Below are 17,209 nucleotides of genomic sequence, written 5' to 3' on the forward strand. Positions count from 1 at the left end.
TCAGACCATGCGAGGAATGATCGATTTTTTCAGAATCATCTGCTATAACAAAAGATCGCTAATCGGTTTAATTATTCTGATCATTTTCATTTTGATGGCGACGGTTGGACCTTTTATTTTTAAACTCAATATGACCGTCGATTATAACAACCGATACCTGTCGCCATCGTTAGAGCATTGGCTTGGAACCGATTTTGCCGGGAGAGATACGTTTGTTCAATTGGTGCATGGGTCCAAGGAGGTCCTTCTTGTCGGCTTGCTAGCTGCCTTCTTCACCTTATTTGTCGGCGCGCTTCTCGGGACCATCTCCGGACTGATCGGCGGAAGGCTTGATGCGGCCATTATGCTCGTTACCAATTTGTTTCTTACGATTCCCAGCTTTCCGATTCTGATTATTATGGCGGCTATTTTCTCGATTCGAGATCCTATTTCCTTCGCCCTTGTGTTAAGCGCCTGGAGCTGGCCTGGTCTAACGCGCGCCGTCCGCTCACAAATTATTTCGCTTAAAGAACGGGATTTTATCGTGATCTGCAAGGTTATGGGCATGAGTAAGCCGCATATTATTTTCAAAGAGCTGATGCCAAGCATCACTTCCTTTTTATCCATCAGTTTCATTATGACGATGCGCGGCGCCATTACTGGAAGCGTAGGGATTATGATGTTGGGACTTGCCCCTTACTCGCCGACCAATTGGGGCCAAATGCTCAATCTTGCCGTTTCTCAAACAGGAGGGATCTTTAATCCGCTAGGCTTTATTTATCTGTTCTCGCCGATTCTTTGTCTTGCATTATTCCAGCTGGGTTCGATCTTCTTTGCCAATGGCATCGATGAAGCATTGAATCCTAGGCTCAGAGGATAGAAGGGAGCGTCCATGAACGAGAACAATCTGATTGAAATTAGAGATTTATCCATCGAGTTCAAGCTTCGCTCCGGAACGATTCGGGCTGTCGATCATGTTTCACTTGATATTCCGAGAGGAAAAGTGACGGCATTGGTCGGAGAAAGTGGCAGTGGGAAATCGACCTTGGCCTCGGCTATTCTTAATATCATTTCGGCACCGGGGATCATCAAGAACGGTAGCATTTTCATAAATGGCCAGGATATGCTGCGATATAATGCCAATCGGTTGCGCCAGCATCGTTGGGCGGACGTATCGATGGTATTTCAAGCGGCTCAGAATGCATTGAACCCGGTCATGCGCATTGGGGAGCAGATGATCGAGACCGTCCTGGCTCATACTAAAATGAGTAAAGAAGAGATCAGCAGGAAAGCATCGCAATTGCTCGATTATGTGCGGCTTGAGCCAAGCCGCATACTGAAAGCCTATCCGCACGAATTGAGCGGGGGCATGAAGCAGCGCGTCATGATCGCCTTCAGCCTGCTACTCGACCCGCAGCTGGTCATCTTGGACGAACCGACAACCGCGCTCGATGTCATTACGCAAGATTACATTTTTGATATTCTGTTGAAGGTTCATAAAGAAATGAACCTTACGATGCTTCTTCTGTCACACGATATTTCTGTCGTTGCCAGAGTGGCTGACCGCGTTGGCGTCATGTATGCCGGCAAGATCGTGGAAATCGGGGAAACGTTCGAGATGTTCGAGGATGCCAAGCATCCATACACGGCAGGACTCATTCAAGCCGCTCCTTCCATCTTGGATGATGTCAGCGATAATAAATCCATCAAAGGTTCTTCGCCGAATTTGTTGGACCTACCGTCCGGCTGTGCGTTTCATCCAAGATGCGAGTTTGCAACAGATCTGTGCAAGCAGGAGGAACCCCGCGCGATTTCGGTAGGCATCGGCCGTATATCCGCATGTCACTTGAATGAGAAGGGAGAGATGCTGGCTTGAGCAGCTTGTTGGAGCTTCGCAACGTAAGCATGATTTTTGAGCAGAAATCGGGATTGTTCGGCAAACCGACCCCTATTCCAGCCATGACCGATATTCAATTATCATTCGAGCCTGGAGAAATTTTAGCTCTCGTAGGGGAAAGCGGCTGTGGCAAGACGACGTTAGGCAAACTCGTCACAGGCCTGCATAAGCCGACCAAAGGGCAGCTTCTTTTTCAAGGCAAAGACGTATGGGATATGAATAAAGCGGAGTTTTCCGAATACCGCCAGAGCGTGCAGCTTGTACAGCAGGATTCGTATGCGGCATTGAACCCGATGCGAACCATCTTCCAATCTCTATCCGATCCCATCGTTCAGAATAATTTGGTTCGCAGCCGCAAAGAGGCTTATGACCAGGTGTGTGTGCTACTGAATACGGTTGGGTTGACGCCGCCCGAGCAATTCATCGAGAAGTATCCCCATCAAATGAGCGGCGGTCAAAGACAACGGGTATTGCTGGCAAGAGCAATCTCCTTGAAACCGAAGCTCATCGTCGCTGACGAACCCGTATCCATGATTGATGTTTCTTTACGAATGGCGATCCTGCGGTTAATGTCCGTCTTAAATAAGAATCTTGGCATTGCTTTTATCTATATTACACATGACTTGTCGACCGCACGGTATATTGCGCAGAACGGCAAAATGGCCGTCATGTACTTGGGGAAGATTGTCGAGCAAGGAAGCGTACATGAGGTACTTGCCGCTCCCCGGCACCCGTATCTGCAGGCGCTTCTATCCGCTGTTCCGGTACCGAATCCGAGGATCGCGAAAGCGAAGAGAGAATTGCCGCTGAAAAGCTTGGATATGCCAAGTATTTCGAATCCGCCGTCCGGCTGTTCCTTCCATCCGAGATGCTTGTATGCTAGCCAAACATGCGAGCAAACCGCACCGTCACTGATGCCCTCCGGCAAGACGATTGTGTCATGTCATCACGTAGAGAAGGTGCCGCAATGGACCATATCTACCGCAAATTAATTTTTAAGATTTGCGTCTTTTTCATTGTATTGATCGTCTTCCTACTCCTTATTGTGGAAAAAGATTCCGCCGAATATGTTATTCTGATCTTATCGCTTGGTGTCAATCTATTACTGTCCATCGCCATCCTATTATTGGCATGGATGGATCGAAATCGCAGCTCTCAAAAGCGCTAGGATGACGCAGAAGCAATTCTTTGAAAGGTTGTGAAACCATGACAGCAACAATGGACCGCATTTCCCCGCTGAGTGAAGAGCAGGTTTCGTTCTTCGCCGAAAACGGATATCTTCTTCTCCGTCAAGCTTGCAGCAATGATTTACTCGATATTTATAACCTGCATATGTACAATCTCGCCAAGAATGAGATACCGGATCAACCGGATTCGGTGGAGAACGCCACCTTCTCTTTCCGGGTTTTTAATCCCCATCTGAAAGACAGCTTCTCCTTGCAAATGTTGAAGCTTCCAATTATAAGAGGAGCGCTCGCCCAATTGATGGGCGATGAAGCAGTTGGCGTACAAAGCATGTATTTTTTCAAGGAGCCTGGCTCGAAAGGTCAGGCAGCGCATCAAGATTTTGAATATATTCATCATGAGCCAAATACCATGATTGCTACGTCCCTCGCGATGGAGAGAAATGATGAAGATAACGGATGCCTTTTCGTTATTCCAGGCAGCCACAAGCTGGGCCCTCTGCGCCACGGGAAAGTGAAAGATCTTATGGAACATGCGGATTGGACCACAGAAACGGAAGGCGTGGATTTGACGGCAGAGATACCCGTAGTGATGGAAAAAGGTGATCTCCTGTTTTTCCATAGTCTGCTCGTCCATTCCTCCACCCGCAACAAAACGAAGGATAGATTCCGCAGATCCTATGTTTGCCATTATATTCGGAACGATTCCAAGGTAACGTTGCGGGAAGATTTAAAACGAAAAATCGATCTGTTCTAATGCTTTACAGGGGAATGTGCATCTGACTGAGACGACCACTGACCCTTCTAATCCTTCGCCCAGCATACGAGAGACCCCTATGAGGGTCTCTTTTTGCTTGTGATCGGACATCTGTACACAATGTCAGCACAACCCGCTGCGCAGGAAGAATGTCTTTACGATCGCTGTTGTTAACTTGATAGTCTGAATTGAACTCGATCTCAGAGTTTTGAAGTAGTACGATCCTAATACATCACTTAGTCTGCATGTACCTGGTGAGGATCCGCGACTCGCCTAAACGTTGGTAGACTGTTATGCATCCCACGAAAACATGGCACGGAGTAGAGCAGAGCGGACTGCTGGAAGGAGATTCTCCCCATTACCAATTAATCCATGCGGTGGAATTAACCTATCGGACCGAATTCGTTATTCTGCTTTCGGGTTGACCATAAAGACCGCCGTAACGACTGGCAAGCATCGCTCGACGACATGTGGCGCCACTGGCCCGGAGACTCCGGTCAGCACTAGCATGAGTGGAGGTGCCATTTGGAAGAGCAAAAGTGCTAGTGATATCAAAGAGTAAGAAACTGATGTAATTGGAATGGGAATGCCGGTTATTAGTTATAGGGAGAAGGTCACTGAACGTACCCTCATCAAGTAGATAGCTATAAATTTGACTCTATGCAGCCTTAGCTCAGTACTCGACCGAACTAAGGTTGTTTAATTTCTTCTGAAATCACCAGCAGTAGTAATAAAAGTGAAAATAATGATGTACCTCACCTCGTCCATAAGTTGCTCGTTGGAGATGAAACGCGAACAGTACAATCAAGTGAAGAGGTCGCTAACGATATGGCCTCGCAGTCTAACGGTCCCTCAATGTCTTCAAAGCGCCACTCCAAGCGATGACCTGGTTTAACATACCGTTTACCATTTCTACTTGACGATCGTCCGGTCTAAACACACTGAAGGATACGAAATCTGTGTAGAGAGATAAGCCGACTTGGGTACGCACGTCTGCCATTTGCAACTCTCCGGCGATCAGCCGCAGGTTCTCCACCGCTCGGGCGCCACCTAGACTGCCGTAACCGACAAATCCGGCTGCCTTGTTGTTCCATTCGTAGTAGATGAAATCAAGTGCGTTCTTGAGCACCCCTGAAGTGGCATGATTGTATTCCGGTGTTACGAACACAAAGCCGTCGAAAGAGGCTATCGTATTCGCCCACCGCTTAGTATGATCCTTCGTGTATTGCCCTGGCACCGGCTCGTCCAGCTGCGGCAAATGATAGTCAAGCAGATCTACGAGCGCGAACTCCGCATCGCTCCGTTTCTGTGCAATGTCGTAAACCCAGCGGGCAATGGTTTCCCCCTTACGTTCCGGACGGGTGCTTCCGATGATGATACCGATTCTGATCATATTTGTTTTTTCCTCCTGTGGACTGGTATTCGGCTTTTTATAAACTATGCACTATTTTCCCCCGAAATTTTTCTTCTAATCATATCAGAGTTGCAATTCCTACCATGATTCTTCATGTACCTCCCTCCACGCCCTCCACTTTATTAGCAAGGATATCTGCTGATTGTGAAAGCGAGGCGGACCCTCGAATCGGGCGTCCTGGGAAGGTACGTAGCGTCATGGGACATGCGCTGACCCTGCGGCACGATCGAAGGCCAAGATACGGCCGCGGCCATCGTTCGATTCGAGAATGGGGCGTTGGGGGGCGCTCAAGGGACGACCTCGTTTTATCCGGATTAGCCGCTCACACTCACCTTTCACGGCGAGAATGGAACGCTAGAGCTTGCAGGGACGGAAGTGCCCTATATCCGGCAGTTGACCGTGCGGGAACGTCCGGATCTCGCCATTCATCGTCCCGATGCACCCGAGGACCGGCTCGGGGAGGCGCTTCGAATGGGAGAAAAAGTGGCATCCGCAGATCGAGAGCCGTGGCCTCCAAACAACCTGCATTATTTATGGGATTGCCTGCTTCCTCAGGTTTGTCTCCGGGCGCGCCGGCAGATATCGTATTATTCTGTCGGAAAAGTGGTAAGCATCGGGTCGAAAGCACCTATAGGCAACCTTGTATATAAACAGTGGAACTTAAAGGAAGGAGCGAAAAGAACCCGGTCATGTAGACCGGGTGTAGTACTGAATTCATCATGTCTTCCGTGCATATCGACTTAACCTCGATTATTTTTGCACGCTAGGTTTTCCTTGATGGCTCGGATCGTTAGAGCGTGACGGACTTTTCTTGGGGGTGTTTTTTTCCGGTTTGGCTTTAGTGCTCATTATCGCTCACCTCCTGCGTAATCTTCATAAAGAGTATTCCATTAAGCCGATATCCTTATTAAATGTATTACACTTAACCACGTGTTAACGTGGGACAGGGTATAACCTTTTGAGTGATAAAATTATTGTCACGGGCCGGTCGACCTACTGCAAAATGGGGGGCATTAACCCACACGTCATTGAAATTTTGACCGAATTCGCCGACGACCGTCCCTCGTTCATAAGTTTCCAAATAACGGATAAGATACATGGTACAGAAGACGTAATCCGTATTGAATTCTTCCTAATGAGCTGGAAAGATCTTCTGGATACCGGGACGGTAAGCGGCGTGACTTTCAACTATGTTTAATATGAGAATCGAGGTTGTAACTATGTGGACCATTTTTGGACTGACGATCCTTCTTGCTTGCGTCGGTTTATTGTTCTTACGATTATCAGGCAGAAAATCGATCGCGCAAATGACCATGCCTCAAATTTTAATTTTACTGGCAGTCGGTACGGTGCTCGGGACCGAAGTTAGCGGTAAAGGGATCTGGAAAACCATTCTGGCACTTGGTACCTTTATCGGCTTTCTCATCGTTGTCGAATGGCTCACACTTCATTCTAACCGTGCGGAGAGGCTACTCAAGGGAATGGCAGTTCCAGTCATTCAGGAAGGAAAACCAATCGTAGAAAATTTACGAAGACTGAGGATGTCGATGGACGATCTTGAGAAACGTCTCCGAATTGCGGGGATCTCTACAATTGACGATATTCGGTTCGGAACCATAGAGTCGAATGGGGAGTTGGGCTATGAGCTTTATCCTCACGCCAAACCGGTCACAAAAAGAGATCTAGAGTTAGCGCTACATACATATTTTCCACAACTTGCTGCGGATACCGGTAAAACGGAAAATATATTCACGGAGGTTCAAACCGGTGCGCACCATCATGATATTCCTGACCACTTGCAATAAGTTAATCAGCATTGTATGGTCCGGAGCTAAGCTGTTTTCATAGGTCAAGCAACAACAAAACCCATTCGAATCCGAATGGGTTTTGTTGCAATTGGATAATTGAGCATCATGTTCGTGTCCCGGTGCCAGTCGGTATGAGCTTCCATCTGTGGCGGCATGATGAGGCCGTCGTTGTCGATCATGACGAATGCGTCGCCGATCAGGTCCCGCAAGATATTCATCATGCGGGCGTTCTCCATCAGTCTCCAGTATCGCGTCGTCGTGCTCGATGATGTTGCACACCTGCTGCACAATTTGCGGATGTGGGAAGCGTGATTGTAGCCGCCTCTGCTCTCTCAGGTCTTGAACGCGGTATCCAGCCGTTCAGTATAGAAATCGGTCTGGCGCGCGTCCAAGAATTCCTCCAGCACCAAGTAGCCATCCCGCTCCCATTAAAGCTTCTGTTCCATCGTTAGTCCATTTCTTGCTTCCTCCTCCATGAATTGCGCTGATGACTCTGGCTCCCATTATAGACGGAATCACTGAATAAAATCGGATTAGTTGTTGCAAACCCACCGAAAATTGTGCATCTCACCCGCGCTCTCTGCGTCCGGCGGTACCATTAGATGAAGCGTCTTGCCGCGAGCAAGCCGCCGGCGAAATCCTCCCAGTCAAGACCCGAAAAAACGTCACCCCAAACTAAATCTGACACCTTATGCCAAAGCGGGAAGGCGCGGTATGATGAGGTCATTCAAAGGCTAATACGAGAGTTGGAGGGACGATAGGCATGCTGAGTAAAGCGAAGGCTCGCGAGCACGAGGCGAGGTCCGGCAGCGCGGGGGCCGTCTGGCTGCGCAAGCTCGCCGCGTAGCGGTATTTACAGGGCATGGCCCTGCTGGGAGCGGCATGGATGATCGTGTTCAATTACGTGCCGATGTACGGGGTCATCATCGCCTTTAAGGATTACATGATCGCAAAGCCGATCTCTGCCGCACCGTGGGCGGGGCTGGACGAACAAGGACGAGGTCAAGCAGGCGATATTCAAGTGATCTCGGGTTGAACCGGCGAATCGGTGACCAAATCGGACACCTGACCGGATCGAAACGGCTGATCGATCTCATCGGCAGACCCCACCTTGCGCGGAAGGCGCGCAGCCCCTAGCTTCTCTTGGGAAGCAGGGGCTGTTTGTCGTGTGCACGAAGATAAACTTTCCTGGACGTGTAACTAGAAGAAGAAAGAGCATTTTCAGCCAGGGACGATTAAACCCTGAATTGGAGCGTGTTTGGATTGACTTGTTGCCCAGAATGAAACCCGCGTACCGCCGAAACAACGGCTGCCAGGGTGCCGGTAAGTATGTTGTCCCAGGGTTCCCCCGGCAAAGCCAACGCAGGTTCATATGTTTCCTCTTATTTGTCCGAGCAAAGAGTCACCGTGCCTAGGTTATTGTCATTCACTAAAGGCACTCCCTTTGTTTTAAAGTCTCCCGGTCCGATTTGAAATCAAAGCCGGTCAATGTATGCGCCTAGAGCGCGGTTGCCAATAGGGTTAGCACGATTTTCACGCGTTATTCACCGACTTCAACAACGTCACCCGACCTAGATCACGTAAGCGTTTTTCGGCATCGGCTATTGATTCATGGCTTTGAGTGAAGGGAGTGCGCTAAGGCTCTTGGCGAAGGCATGTATGTGGAACCGTAAAGGAAGTGAATTAATGACTCGCAACCCACTTAGTCTTCTGGGGTACGATCTAGATATAGACGGGTTACAGAAGTTGAGTCACCTTTCTCAATTTCCTCTTCAGTAGCCTTCTTTTCTAGCGGGTCATGAGTGTTCATACCCGGTGCGAACTTCGGCTCATCCTTTTCAGTATCTTTCATGCATTATCACTCCTCAAGATTTTTGGGGGATTTTCAACATCATGTTTACAGGCGAGCCACTCTATTACCAATAATTGAGCAAATGTAGCACCTATGTTTAATTCCTTTGCGTTGTTGGATGTTGTGGCAATAAACACACTTCATAGAGGCACCTCCTTGTATTGAACCGTTTGGATAGAATACCACGGTTTAAGGAAGTTATTCATGATGATTTTAACCAAATAGACCGCGAGAGATAGCGGGCTTGTAACTGATATTATGCTTTCATTTAGAGAACAGGTGCCTGTTATCCCTTGTTAATGAAAATCAATGTCAATCTGCCTATTTAGACGTGGCTGTGCTTTTGGTATATGGATTTCCAAAACCCCGTTTTTATAATTAGCTCTAACGTCATCCGCCGTAACGACAGCGGGGAGTGCGATCGAACGGTGGAATCGGCCGACATAGCGTTCTTGCCTATGTACATGCTCTTCCTTAGCGAACAGCAAGAAAACAAAGGCCCCGGTGAATGTTCGCTGAAGGTACAAGACCTTTAAAAATGACTTTTATTAATGAACCAACCGGCAGGTAACCACCAGATGCGATGTAGGAATAGTTTCGTTATCTTGTCCAAAATTCTTCTGAGCTACATATTTCATCAAAATAATGCGGAAAATATCCTTGTCATGGAGAGTAAGATCAAGGGGGCAATGATGGAGAATTTCAGGGATAAATTCCGAAACCAACGCTACATTGCTCATGTGAGCCTATTAGGAACGACGCAATTACATAAGCGGAATCCCTATACGATTGCTTGTTGGTCATTAGCATTTCCGGGATTTGGGCACTTGCTGTTGAGCAAATATTTACGGGTATGCGCTGATCCTTTGGGAGGTGTTTATTAATCAAAAAATCCACTTAAATGCAGCCATGGTATTCACCTTTAATGGTCAAATCCAAGCCGCAAGGGAAGTCTTAGACCCGAAATTCATGTCGCTTTACATCCCCGTGTATTTATTCGCGATCTATGATAGCTACCGATCAGCCGTGGATCTGAACAAGGTTTATCTCTTGGCTCAGCGAGAAAACGGACGCATCAATGTCTTCAACATTGGCGCTTTAGAGATCAATTACCTGGATAAGCGGAAACCGTGGCTGGCAGTCGTTTGGTCAATGGGAATCCCGAGCGTCGGTCAACTGTACCTTCACAGGCTCGTGTTGGCCGGCTTTATTTTAATTAGTACGATCGTAATCGTCTGGCAGTCAAACTTCATTCTGGCCTTGCACGAACTGATATTGGGACATGTACGCACATCCTCATCCGTTCTAAATACGCAGTGGTTATTGTATTTACCGTCGTTTTATTTCTTTACGATCTATGATGCTTACGTAAATACCATTGAAAACAACAAATTGTATTGCGATGTCCAGAAAAGGTTCTTAATTGAAAATTACCAGCCTGAGGGACACATACTCACCATCGAGGAGCATTAACCACCATGCAGATCATTGCGACGTTTGAACATTCGGCCTTGCTGGAGATCGCTCTGACGGAACTGGAGGAAAAGAAGGTCACGTCTGTATACGCCGTTCCGCTGGATTTACGCAAGAAAGAGCCAAGACTTATGGATAGCATCCATCGGGCGGATGGTGTGTCCTTTATTGATAAGGGCATGATTTTTGCTTTTATGTGTTCGACAATCGGAACAAGCAAAGGCTTCGTATGGCGAGGGGGACCGATTATCTGGGGTATTGTCGGCGCGATCGTTGGGTTCATCGTAGGGTCGGCCTTAAGCTGGGTGATTTACCTGATCAAACGCGACAAAAACCAAACTCAAATCAAGAAGGGAATGAAAGGCGAGGTTGTTCTATTCGTTACATGCGAGGACAATCAGGCCTCTGTCGTTGAAGATATTCTGTGGGACCATAGAGCACTTGGACTGGCAAGGACGAGATAACGAACCGGTACCGGGTTTCTCTGAGGAGCAGATTAGTAATAAATCGAGTATGATTTTATTAAGAAGGAAAGGAGAATTGGAATTGGATGCACACAAAGAAAAAAGAATTTATCTGATTTCTGGTCCCCTTGGGGTTGGCAAATCAACCACATCGAAAGAACTTGCACGACATGTCGAGCAATGCGTTCGTATTGAAGGTGATATTCTTCTTGATATGCTAGATGACACTATCCTTAACATGGGAGGAACGCTTGCAACTAACATGGGAGAATATATTGGCCTTAACAAGGAACTATTTGCAACACGATTTACATGTTATCGTTGATTTTGTCGAAGAGGAAGAACTGAATTGGTTTTGTAAACATTTATCCGACTTAAAAAATGTGAGTTTAATCTATGTTGTCTTAAGAGCCGATAAAGAAACAATAATCGAACGGTTAAAAATTCGAGGGGATGTTGATTCCTTGGAACGTTCTTTATTTTTATTGAACAAAATAGATAGTTCGCCATTTACGAATAAATTTAGTTATGACACCACTCTAAAACAGCCCTTAGAAACGGTACAAGAAATCATCACAAGTACTCGTTCTGCCCTTACACCTCAAGATATTGATTTAAACACCTCGGGGATATAGATACTTTGCTGATTCCGGCCTCTATTGTTAAGCCTGTGAAAAACGGATCATCTTATCGCTCACTTCCCACGGTCTAAGATGGCCAAGAAAGGCATCGATTTCGACGATTTGAGCGGCAAGCGTTATTTTGGTTTTCTGGGGAAGCTGAAGGGCGGTCCAAATTTCCGATACGGCGAGTCGAAGCTGGCGAACACAGGGGTTGACGAAATAAATAGCAAGCCAACCTGTGATAGGCTGGCTTGTTGGCGTTATAGGCAGAGGACCCAACAAGAAGCGAATTTGTTCCCGATGTAATAACTGCTTCCACAACTGTTGAATATGACCGGCTGCTTGTTTACACGGCCAGCTTATTCTCAGCATTTGAAAAAATAGGGGTAGAGATTCTTATTTCTTAATCATTTCTATACTTCATAATCATAAAAAACGACGAGTATACATTACTTAAGATTGGCAAAACTGCTTAGAGAGGAAGGTGAGAGTATGACTAAAAGTCGAGACGATCAATGGACCGAACAGCAAGATGATATTTTAGCACAAACGATTATCAATAATTTGGAAAACAACGGTACTCAACTTGAAGGATTTCAAGTGGCGGCACAACTTCTTCAGCGTACAGCGGCAGCTTGTGGCTTTCGTTGGAATAAGGAAGTTCGAAAACGCTATTTGGAAGAAGTCAAGTTGGCCAAGGAACGTAAGGCAGAGATCAAAGGTGTTCAAAAAAGCAAGCCAAAAAGCAGAGTTTCAAAGGTGCCAGTTGGTTCAGGAGATTTAATTGGTCAAGTAACAAGCTTAATTGAACAATTGGTGACTGAGAATAAAGATCTACGAGCTCAGGTGGAAAAGCAAGAGAGTGAAATTGCAAAGCTAAATTATGTTTTGCAGAAAGCACGAGATACCATGAGTGCCGAGGTTCGCTTGAAGGCTAAAGCTCAAATTTAAATCACAAAAGCTTGAAAGTAAGCAAAAAAAATGACCCAAGCATGAATGCATGGGTCATTTTTCATTTAAGACAATAGATATTATTCTTCAGTTGCAGCTGCGGTTTCTAGAATTTCCTCCGAAGCAATTGCTTCTTTTGCCTTATTACGCGATCCAGGTTTACGTCCACCACGGCGTTTTGGAGCAGCCTCTCCAGACAGTTTAAAGTGTTCATTAATTAACTCAAGAATGTCTCCATATACTTCGATACTAACTTGTCGGATAAGCGAGGATTGATGTTCTGATCCAAATTGATTCTCGATACGCAATCCGCGTTCTTCTTGTTTTTTCAATGACTCAATTTTATCGTAGAATCCTTGAACGATCATTTTATTATAAGTATTAGGCAAATCCTGTCACTCCTCATCAGTATTTTTCTCAACTTTGATACTTTTTGAACTCTTGAATACCAATACTAAATAAAGAAATTCGCCAAAAAAGCACGAATTCCTGCTAATCAAATTATAGAATTAATATAAAATAACGATTTTACGGATTAGTTTAAAACCTTCAATTAGTACCCCGTAACCCTGATAAATTAAGATGGTTTAAGTGTCGAAATACCCTAATAATTTATTGGTAAAATCGGGTGAACCGCTGCCATAGCCTCCTTCTTTGCTTTGTCACTAACGTGTGTATAAATCTGAGTCGTCGAAATATCTTCATGTCCAAGTAACTCTTGAAGCGTACGAAGATCTACATGTCCACTAGCTAATAAATTGGTCGCAAATGAATGCCGTAACTTATGAGCCGATAAGGGAGTATCCTTATACTGAGGGTTTTCTACTTTAAATGTATGAAACGCATGCTCGGCTACATATTGAATTGCACGTTTGGATAATCGGCGGCCAAGACGTGAAATAAAGAACGCATTCTCCTTATGACGTTTTGGAACCAATCGTTCAGTAAGGCATTGTTTCACTAATACGTTTAAATCGGTTGGAAGGGGTATATATCTCCACTTCCTGCCTTTACCAAGGATAGCCAGCTGGCCGCTCTGCTCTTGATAATCAGATATGTTTAACCGATGAATTTCTCCTACCCGCAGCCCAGAGTAAGACATCAAAGCGAGTATAGTTATATCCCTCACAAAGTATTTGCTGCTCACCTTTTCAAGAAGCCCGCCGAGATCATTCTTCTCTATGTAGACAGGGACTTTATTCTTTTCGACCTTTGACTTAGGTACATCAATGGCTGGATTCGAGTTTACAAACTCAAACTCAATCATAATTTTAAAGAACAGCCTTATCGCAGAAAGTGACCGATTACGGGCCCGCTCCCCAGAACCCGAATTTCTGATTTTCGTAAGATGCCCCATAACATCTATTTTCCGAATGGCACTGACCGGTTTATCCGGAAAGCTGCGCAGAAATAACCGAACATCATGTAGATAACCAGTTTGTGTCTCCTGCGTATAGCCACGGTCTTTAAGCCAAACAACAAATGTATCCAAGACTTCCTCGTGTAGGTCATCAATCGGCATCAAACCGTCACTCCTCCTGTACCAAAGCGGGGCGGAAAATCGCTTAAAACGCGAACTGCATGAAATATGTATTTAACGCAGTTCGTATCTATGATTTCTCCGCGATCCTACCAAATCCTTTTTTTAATCGGTATGTTTCTTACGAGCACCTATGAGAGGAGGGGTGAAGCGATCGACATTTCGGTTATGCTATACTTACCTTAACGTTGAGGCAGCATTCCACTTGAAATGATCTTAACCTCCAATAATAGTCAGAAGGAGGGCCCTGATGAAGAGGCAGCAAAAAGTCAAAAAGACCCTCCTGCAAAAACTGAGGAAGAAAATACATTCGTTAACTGCACCAAAACGTGCGCCAAGAAAACGAAAGAGATCCATCAAGTCCTTAACACCAGGCTCCCCAAACCCGGTCGCAAAAGAACTAAACAAGTTAGAAAATGAGCTGACCCGGAAAATGACACAAGATATGAAGAAGATTAGACAGGAGATGGAGCAGGATCTCCTTCAAAAATTAACAAAACCGGTTACTACGCCGGATGCTGATACTGCTTTAAGCAGCAAAAGCAAGCCAGCGCAAAAGAATGGAGCCGCTAAACAAACTGCGTCCAAGCGTTCACAGAAACTGTCCAGATCAACTACTTATTCATTTTTAAAGGTTCTCGTTTTATCTAATAATCTAGGAAAGAAAGTCGTCGTAGGCTATGAAATATTAGATAACAGTACCCAAAAAACCTGGGGAATAGATATACATGAGGGTACCAGCTTGTGCAGAGCAAAGAAAATTGTAGATACTAAACTTAAAAGCCGAAAAGCCGAACAAGAGCGCCAATATTACTTGGTGAATACTCACGATGAGATGCTCTATTACACGGATGAATATGCTAAAGAGGCTATGAGGCAAGGGAAAATCGCGGTAAAGAACTATACAAATGACTTGGCTGAGGCTATAAAATTTGCTGTTGAGATAGGGTACGGCAATTCCAAGCGGAAGCGACAAAGCAAATAGTCTATACAAAAGACCTCGGGTTGATTTAACTTCGAGGTCTTTTTTACATATTGAAGTCTCATATGGGTCATTCAGATTCAAGTCTAGTTCCTATTTCAATTAAGTTGACGAAATAAAGTTTATGTCAACTGAATTAAGAATGTATATGCAGTTTCTTCCAAATAAAGGTCACTGTGATATAATGGTAAAGGGGTATTCGGTCTGGAGGGACGTTAAAAATGGATTTTAAAGAAATTGATCAACTAAAGTTACAGCTTGACGATCTCAGACCATTACCTGCAGCAGCAGTTAAAAACTTGGATGAAATTTATCGAGTGGAATGGACCTATAACTCCAATGCAATTGAAGGCAATACACTCACTCTTCTTGAAACCAAGCTTGTATTGGAAGATGGCTTAACTATAGGTGGGAAAAAACTAAAGGAGCACTTTGAAGTCATAAATCACTCCGAAGCGATAAATTATGTAAAGGAAATCACGGATGAATTATCTGAATATGTGTTACGATCCATTCACAAGCTTCTTCTAAAAAATATAGATGACGAGAATGCAGGTCGTTATCGGATGATTAATGTGGGGATATCCGGTTCAACCCATACTCCCTCGAACTATGTAATTGTAGCTGAACAAATGGAACAAATGCTGCAATGGTATAAGCAAGCTAAGGATCACATTCACCCGGTTGAATTAGCAGCAAGAGCGCACTTCCAATTTGTCTTCATCCATCCGTTTACGGATGGTAATGGTCGTACAGCGCGATTACTAATGAATCTAATCTTAATGGGATATGGTTATCCTCCTGCTATCGTCAAAGCAGAGAATAATCTTCGACTGAAATATTACGAGACGCTTGAAGAAGCCAGTATAAACGGTAACCAAGAGCCATTTATTAATTTAATGGCTTCATGTGTAAAAGATAGTCTAGAGCGCTATATTGCCGCCGTAAAGTGATTTCCTGCAATCAGTCTAAAGCTTTGAGGAGACGGATAAAACAATAGCAGCCGAATCTTAAAAACGACTTCATAATCTGAAAACAAGGCAAGAAAAAATTCGGATCCATGGAGGGACAAGGAAATGGCTAACATCACCAAGGAACAGGTAGAATTTTTTCGTCATAACGGATATGTGAAGCTGGAGGGCATTGTTCCGAAAGCTAATTGCGACAGGGTCATTGAGGCGATTTGGTCTTGCCTTGGTAAGGACGCATCCGACCCAGAGAATTGGTATAACCCTCCGCAAGGCGTGATGAACCGTGACGGCATGGTGGAAATGTATCATCATCAGGGGATGTGGGATAATCGCCAACTAGAAGAAGTCTATAGCGCATTCTCAATGTTATTGGATGAAGAGAAGCTTTGGGTGAGCATCGACCGTGTGAACATGAAGCCGCCGATGAGAGCAGATAAACAGCATCTGAACAACAGTTTTATTCATTGGGATACAGATACGAGCATCCTTCCACGCCCGATTCCTAAAGGGCGGAAAGTTCAGGGCGTACTTTATTTGGCGGATACAGCGGCGAACCAGGGCGGTTTTCAATGCGTGCCGGAAATCTATCATGATTTGGAGCAATATCTGGATCGGCAACCCGCCAATCGGAACCCCCGCGTTCCCGATTTGACGGGTTACGAAGCGCAGCCAATTCCCGGGAAGACGGGAGATCTGCTCATCTGGGATGTGCTGTTAGCGCATGGAAACGGGCATAACCGAAATACCGTCCCTCGTTACGCGCAGTATATCACAATGTACCCAGAGGGCAATGAGGAGGCCAGGGAACAGCGCGTGAAGATGTGGCGAAAGCGCAGCGCACCTAAGAACCACCATGCCTTCCCTGGAGATCCGAGAAAGTGGGAACAAACGGAGTTTGACAGTCCGCCCGAACTAACGCCTCTTGGCAGAAAACTGCTCGGATTGGACGCATGGTGAGACGCATAAGTGTCTCTCATTATATTAGGTATTAGGTCCATTATCATTACATGCAAATCGATCATATGCGTGAAATAAAATATCCCAAAAAATCAGCTATTGCAAACGGAAGTATCACTTGTTGTGGCTGTTGTTAATGGTGTTACACGATTTATTAAATAATGCGGAGCGGATATTAAAAAATGTGTGTTAACCGCGGTTCAAGAGCATATAGAAACGGCAGCCAATTTTTGATATGCTCCCCATACGGTAGACAGGTGAAATAATAAAACCTGTTATCGTAAGGGGAGTTTTTTCATGTCTCTAGGAAAGTATAGTGCGTTGGAGAAACTTGCTATTCTCAAAGAAGTATCAAAT

18 protein-coding genes and 1 pseudogene are annotated in these 17,209 nt (G+C 45.4%); 13 read left to right on the forward strand and 6 right to left on the reverse strand.

Annotation, left to right across the window (positions count from 1 at the left end; translation table 11 throughout):
* The first annotated feature begins 7 nt into the window (after positions 1-7).
* From I8J29_RS22755 to I8J29_RS22770, 4 genes are all read left to right on the forward strand, one after another.
* A complete protein-coding gene (locus tag I8J29_RS22755) occupies positions 8-859 on the forward strand; it encodes an ABC transporter permease (RefSeq protein ID WP_208849764.1) in 852 nt (283 codons plus the stop codon).
* A gap of 12 nt (positions 860-871) precedes the next feature.
* Entirely contained in the window at positions 872-1,855 is a 984-nt protein-coding gene (locus I8J29_RS22760; RefSeq protein WP_208849765.1) for an ABC transporter ATP-binding protein, read from the forward strand.
* Positions 1,852-2,868, forward strand: coding sequence for an ABC transporter ATP-binding protein (locus I8J29_RS22765; RefSeq protein ID WP_208849766.1), 1,017 nt, complete (start codon positions 1,852-1,854; stop codon positions 2,866-2,868). Before I8J29_RS22760 ends, I8J29_RS22765 begins: the two co-directional genes overlap by 4 nt.
* Before the next feature lie 214 nt (positions 2,869-3,082).
* On the forward strand, positions 3,083-3,817 hold the full coding sequence (locus I8J29_RS22770) for a phytanoyl-CoA dioxygenase family protein (protein ID WP_208849767.1): 735 nt from the start codon (positions 3,083-3,085) through the stop codon (positions 3,815-3,817).
* An 841-nt stretch (positions 3,818-4,658) separates the two neighbouring features.
* Here I8J29_RS22770 and I8J29_RS22775 read toward each other — a convergent pair.
* A complete protein-coding gene (locus I8J29_RS22775) occupies positions 4,659-5,210 on the reverse strand; it encodes an NADPH-dependent FMN reductase (RefSeq protein WP_090645221.1) in 552 nt (183 codons plus the stop codon).
* A 1,241-nt stretch (positions 5,211-6,451) separates the two neighbouring features.
* Between I8J29_RS22775 and I8J29_RS22780 the strand changes: the two genes are divergently transcribed.
* Positions 6,452-7,036, forward strand: a complete 585-nt coding sequence (locus I8J29_RS22780; protein ID WP_208849768.1) for a DUF421 domain-containing protein — start codon at positions 6,452-6,454, stop codon at positions 7,034-7,036.
* Positions 7,037-7,080: 44 nt separating this feature from the next.
* On the opposite strand, the gene I8J29_RS22785 is transcribed toward I8J29_RS22780, so the two are convergent.
* Positions 7,081-7,260: a hypothetical protein gene (locus I8J29_RS22785; protein WP_208849769.1), complete on the reverse strand. Its 180-nt coding sequence runs from the start codon at positions 7,258-7,260 to the stop codon at positions 7,081-7,083.
* Between the two features lie 542 nt (positions 7,261-7,802).
* Between I8J29_RS22785 and I8J29_RS33925 the strand changes: the two are divergent.
* Positions 7,803-8,027: pseudogene (locus I8J29_RS33925) on the forward strand (sugar ABC transporter permease); the annotation flags it as partial.
* A gap of 714 nt (positions 8,028-8,741) precedes the next feature.
* On the opposite strand, the gene I8J29_RS22795 reads toward I8J29_RS33925, so the two are convergent.
* Entirely contained in the window at positions 8,742-8,891 is a 150-nt protein-coding gene (locus tag I8J29_RS22795) for a hypothetical protein (RefSeq protein WP_208849770.1), read from the reverse strand.
* A 296-nt stretch (positions 8,892-9,187) separates the two neighbouring features.
* Positions 9,188-9,418, reverse strand: coding sequence for an Hsp20/alpha crystallin family protein (locus I8J29_RS22800; protein WP_208849771.1), 231 nt, complete (start codon positions 9,416-9,418; stop codon positions 9,188-9,190).
* Between the two features lie 346 nt (positions 9,419-9,764).
* Between I8J29_RS22800 and I8J29_RS22805 the strand changes: the two genes are divergently transcribed.
* The 4 genes from I8J29_RS22805 to I8J29_RS22820 all read left to right on the forward strand — a co-directional run bounded on the left by I8J29_RS22805 (position 9,765) and on the right by I8J29_RS22820 (position 12,402).
* Entirely contained in the window at positions 9,765-10,364 is a 600-nt protein-coding gene (locus tag I8J29_RS22805) for a hypothetical protein (protein ID WP_338113264.1), read from the forward strand.
* A 5-nt stretch (positions 10,365-10,369) separates the two neighbouring features.
* Positions 10,370-10,828, forward strand: coding sequence for a hypothetical protein (locus I8J29_RS22810; RefSeq protein ID WP_208849772.1), 459 nt, complete (start codon positions 10,370-10,372; stop codon positions 10,826-10,828).
* Between the two features lie 251 nt (positions 10,829-11,079).
* Positions 11,080-11,463, forward strand: a complete 384-nt coding sequence (locus I8J29_RS22815; protein ID WP_240546410.1) for a nucleoside/nucleotide kinase family protein — start codon at positions 11,080-11,082, stop codon at positions 11,461-11,463.
* Between the two features lie 480 nt (positions 11,464-11,943).
* Positions 11,944-12,402, forward strand: a complete 459-nt coding sequence (locus tag I8J29_RS22820) for a hypothetical protein (protein WP_208849773.1) — start codon at positions 11,944-11,946, stop codon at positions 12,400-12,402.
* A gap of 80 nt (positions 12,403-12,482) precedes the next feature.
* Here the strand turns inward: I8J29_RS22820 and I8J29_RS22825 are convergent, their stop codons facing one another.
* Positions 12,483-12,791 (reverse strand): hypothetical protein, encoded by a 309-nt coding sequence (locus I8J29_RS22825; protein ID WP_208849774.1) that lies wholly within the window; start codon positions 12,789-12,791, stop codon positions 12,483-12,485.
* Positions 12,792-13,006: 215 nt separating this feature from the next.
* Complete coding sequence (locus I8J29_RS22830) at positions 13,007-13,924, reverse strand: tyrosine-type recombinase/integrase (protein WP_208849775.1); 918 nt, start codon at positions 13,922-13,924, stop codon at positions 13,007-13,009.
* Positions 13,925-14,192: 268 nt separating this feature from the next.
* Here I8J29_RS22830 and I8J29_RS22835 point away from each other — a divergent pair, with 268 nt between their 5' ends.
* The 3 genes from I8J29_RS22835 (at position 14,193) to I8J29_RS22845 (ending at position 16,852) form a co-directional block, all read left to right on the forward strand.
* On the forward strand, positions 14,193-14,927 hold the full coding sequence (locus I8J29_RS22835) for a hypothetical protein (protein ID WP_208849776.1): 735 nt from the start codon (positions 14,193-14,195) through the stop codon (positions 14,925-14,927).
* A 218-nt stretch (positions 14,928-15,145) separates the two neighbouring features.
* Complete coding sequence (locus tag I8J29_RS22840; RefSeq protein ID WP_208849777.1) at positions 15,146-15,877, forward strand: Fic family protein; 732 nt, start codon at positions 15,146-15,148, stop codon at positions 15,875-15,877.
* Between the two features lie 123 nt (positions 15,878-16,000).
* Entirely contained in the window at positions 16,001-16,852 is an 852-nt protein-coding gene (locus I8J29_RS22845; protein WP_208849778.1) for a phytanoyl-CoA dioxygenase family protein, read from the forward strand.
* Positions 16,853-17,209: the final 357 nt, after the last annotated feature.

The organism is Paenibacillus artemisiicola (assembly GCF_017652985.1).
In the GTDB taxonomy this organism is placed as follows: Bacteria; Bacillota; Bacilli; order Paenibacillales; family Paenibacillaceae; genus Paenibacillus_Z; species Paenibacillus_Z artemisiicola.

Excerpts from the sequence above, each read along its gene's own strand:
- I8J29_RS22775 (WP_090645221.1), bottom strand. The coding sequence starts at position 5,210 with ATGATCAGAATCGGTATCATCATCGGAAGCACCCGTCCGGAACGTAAG.
- I8J29_RS22810 (WP_208849772.1), top strand. The coding sequence starts at position 10,370 with ATGCAGATCATTGCGACGTTTGAACATTCGGCCTTGCTGGAGATCGCT.
- I8J29_RS22755 (WP_208849764.1), top strand. The coding sequence starts at position 8 with ATGCGAGGAATGATCGATTTTTTCAGAATCATCTGCTATAACAAAAGA.
- I8J29_RS22795 (WP_208849770.1), bottom strand. The coding sequence starts at position 8,891 with ATGAAAGATACTGAAAAGGATGAGCCGAAGTTCGCACCGGGTATGAAC.
- I8J29_RS22760 (WP_208849765.1), top strand. The coding sequence starts at position 872 with ATGAACGAGAACAATCTGATTGAAATTAGAGATTTATCCATCGAGTTC.
- I8J29_RS22840 (WP_208849777.1), top strand. The coding sequence starts at position 15,146 with ATGGATTTTAAAGAAATTGATCAACTAAAGTTACAGCTTGACGATCTC.
- I8J29_RS22830 (WP_208849775.1), bottom strand. The coding sequence starts at position 13,924 with ATGCCGATTGATGACCTACACGAGGAAGTCTTGGATACATTTGTTGTT.
- I8J29_RS22785 (WP_208849769.1), bottom strand. The coding sequence starts at position 7,260 with ATGATGAATATCTTGCGGGACCTGATCGGCGACGCATTCGTCATGATC.
- I8J29_RS22770 (WP_208849767.1), top strand. The coding sequence starts at position 3,083 with ATGACAGCAACAATGGACCGCATTTCCCCGCTGAGTGAAGAGCAGGTT.
- I8J29_RS22835 (WP_208849776.1), top strand. The coding sequence starts at position 14,193 with ATGAAGAGGCAGCAAAAAGTCAAAAAGACCCTCCTGCAAAAACTGAGG.
- I8J29_RS22780 (WP_208849768.1), top strand. The coding sequence starts at position 6,452 with ATGTGGACCATTTTTGGACTGACGATCCTTCTTGCTTGCGTCGGTTTA.
- I8J29_RS22845 (WP_208849778.1), top strand. The coding sequence starts at position 16,001 with ATGGCTAACATCACCAAGGAACAGGTAGAATTTTTTCGTCATAACGGA.
- I8J29_RS22820 (WP_208849773.1), top strand. The coding sequence starts at position 11,944 with ATGACTAAAAGTCGAGACGATCAATGGACCGAACAGCAAGATGATATT.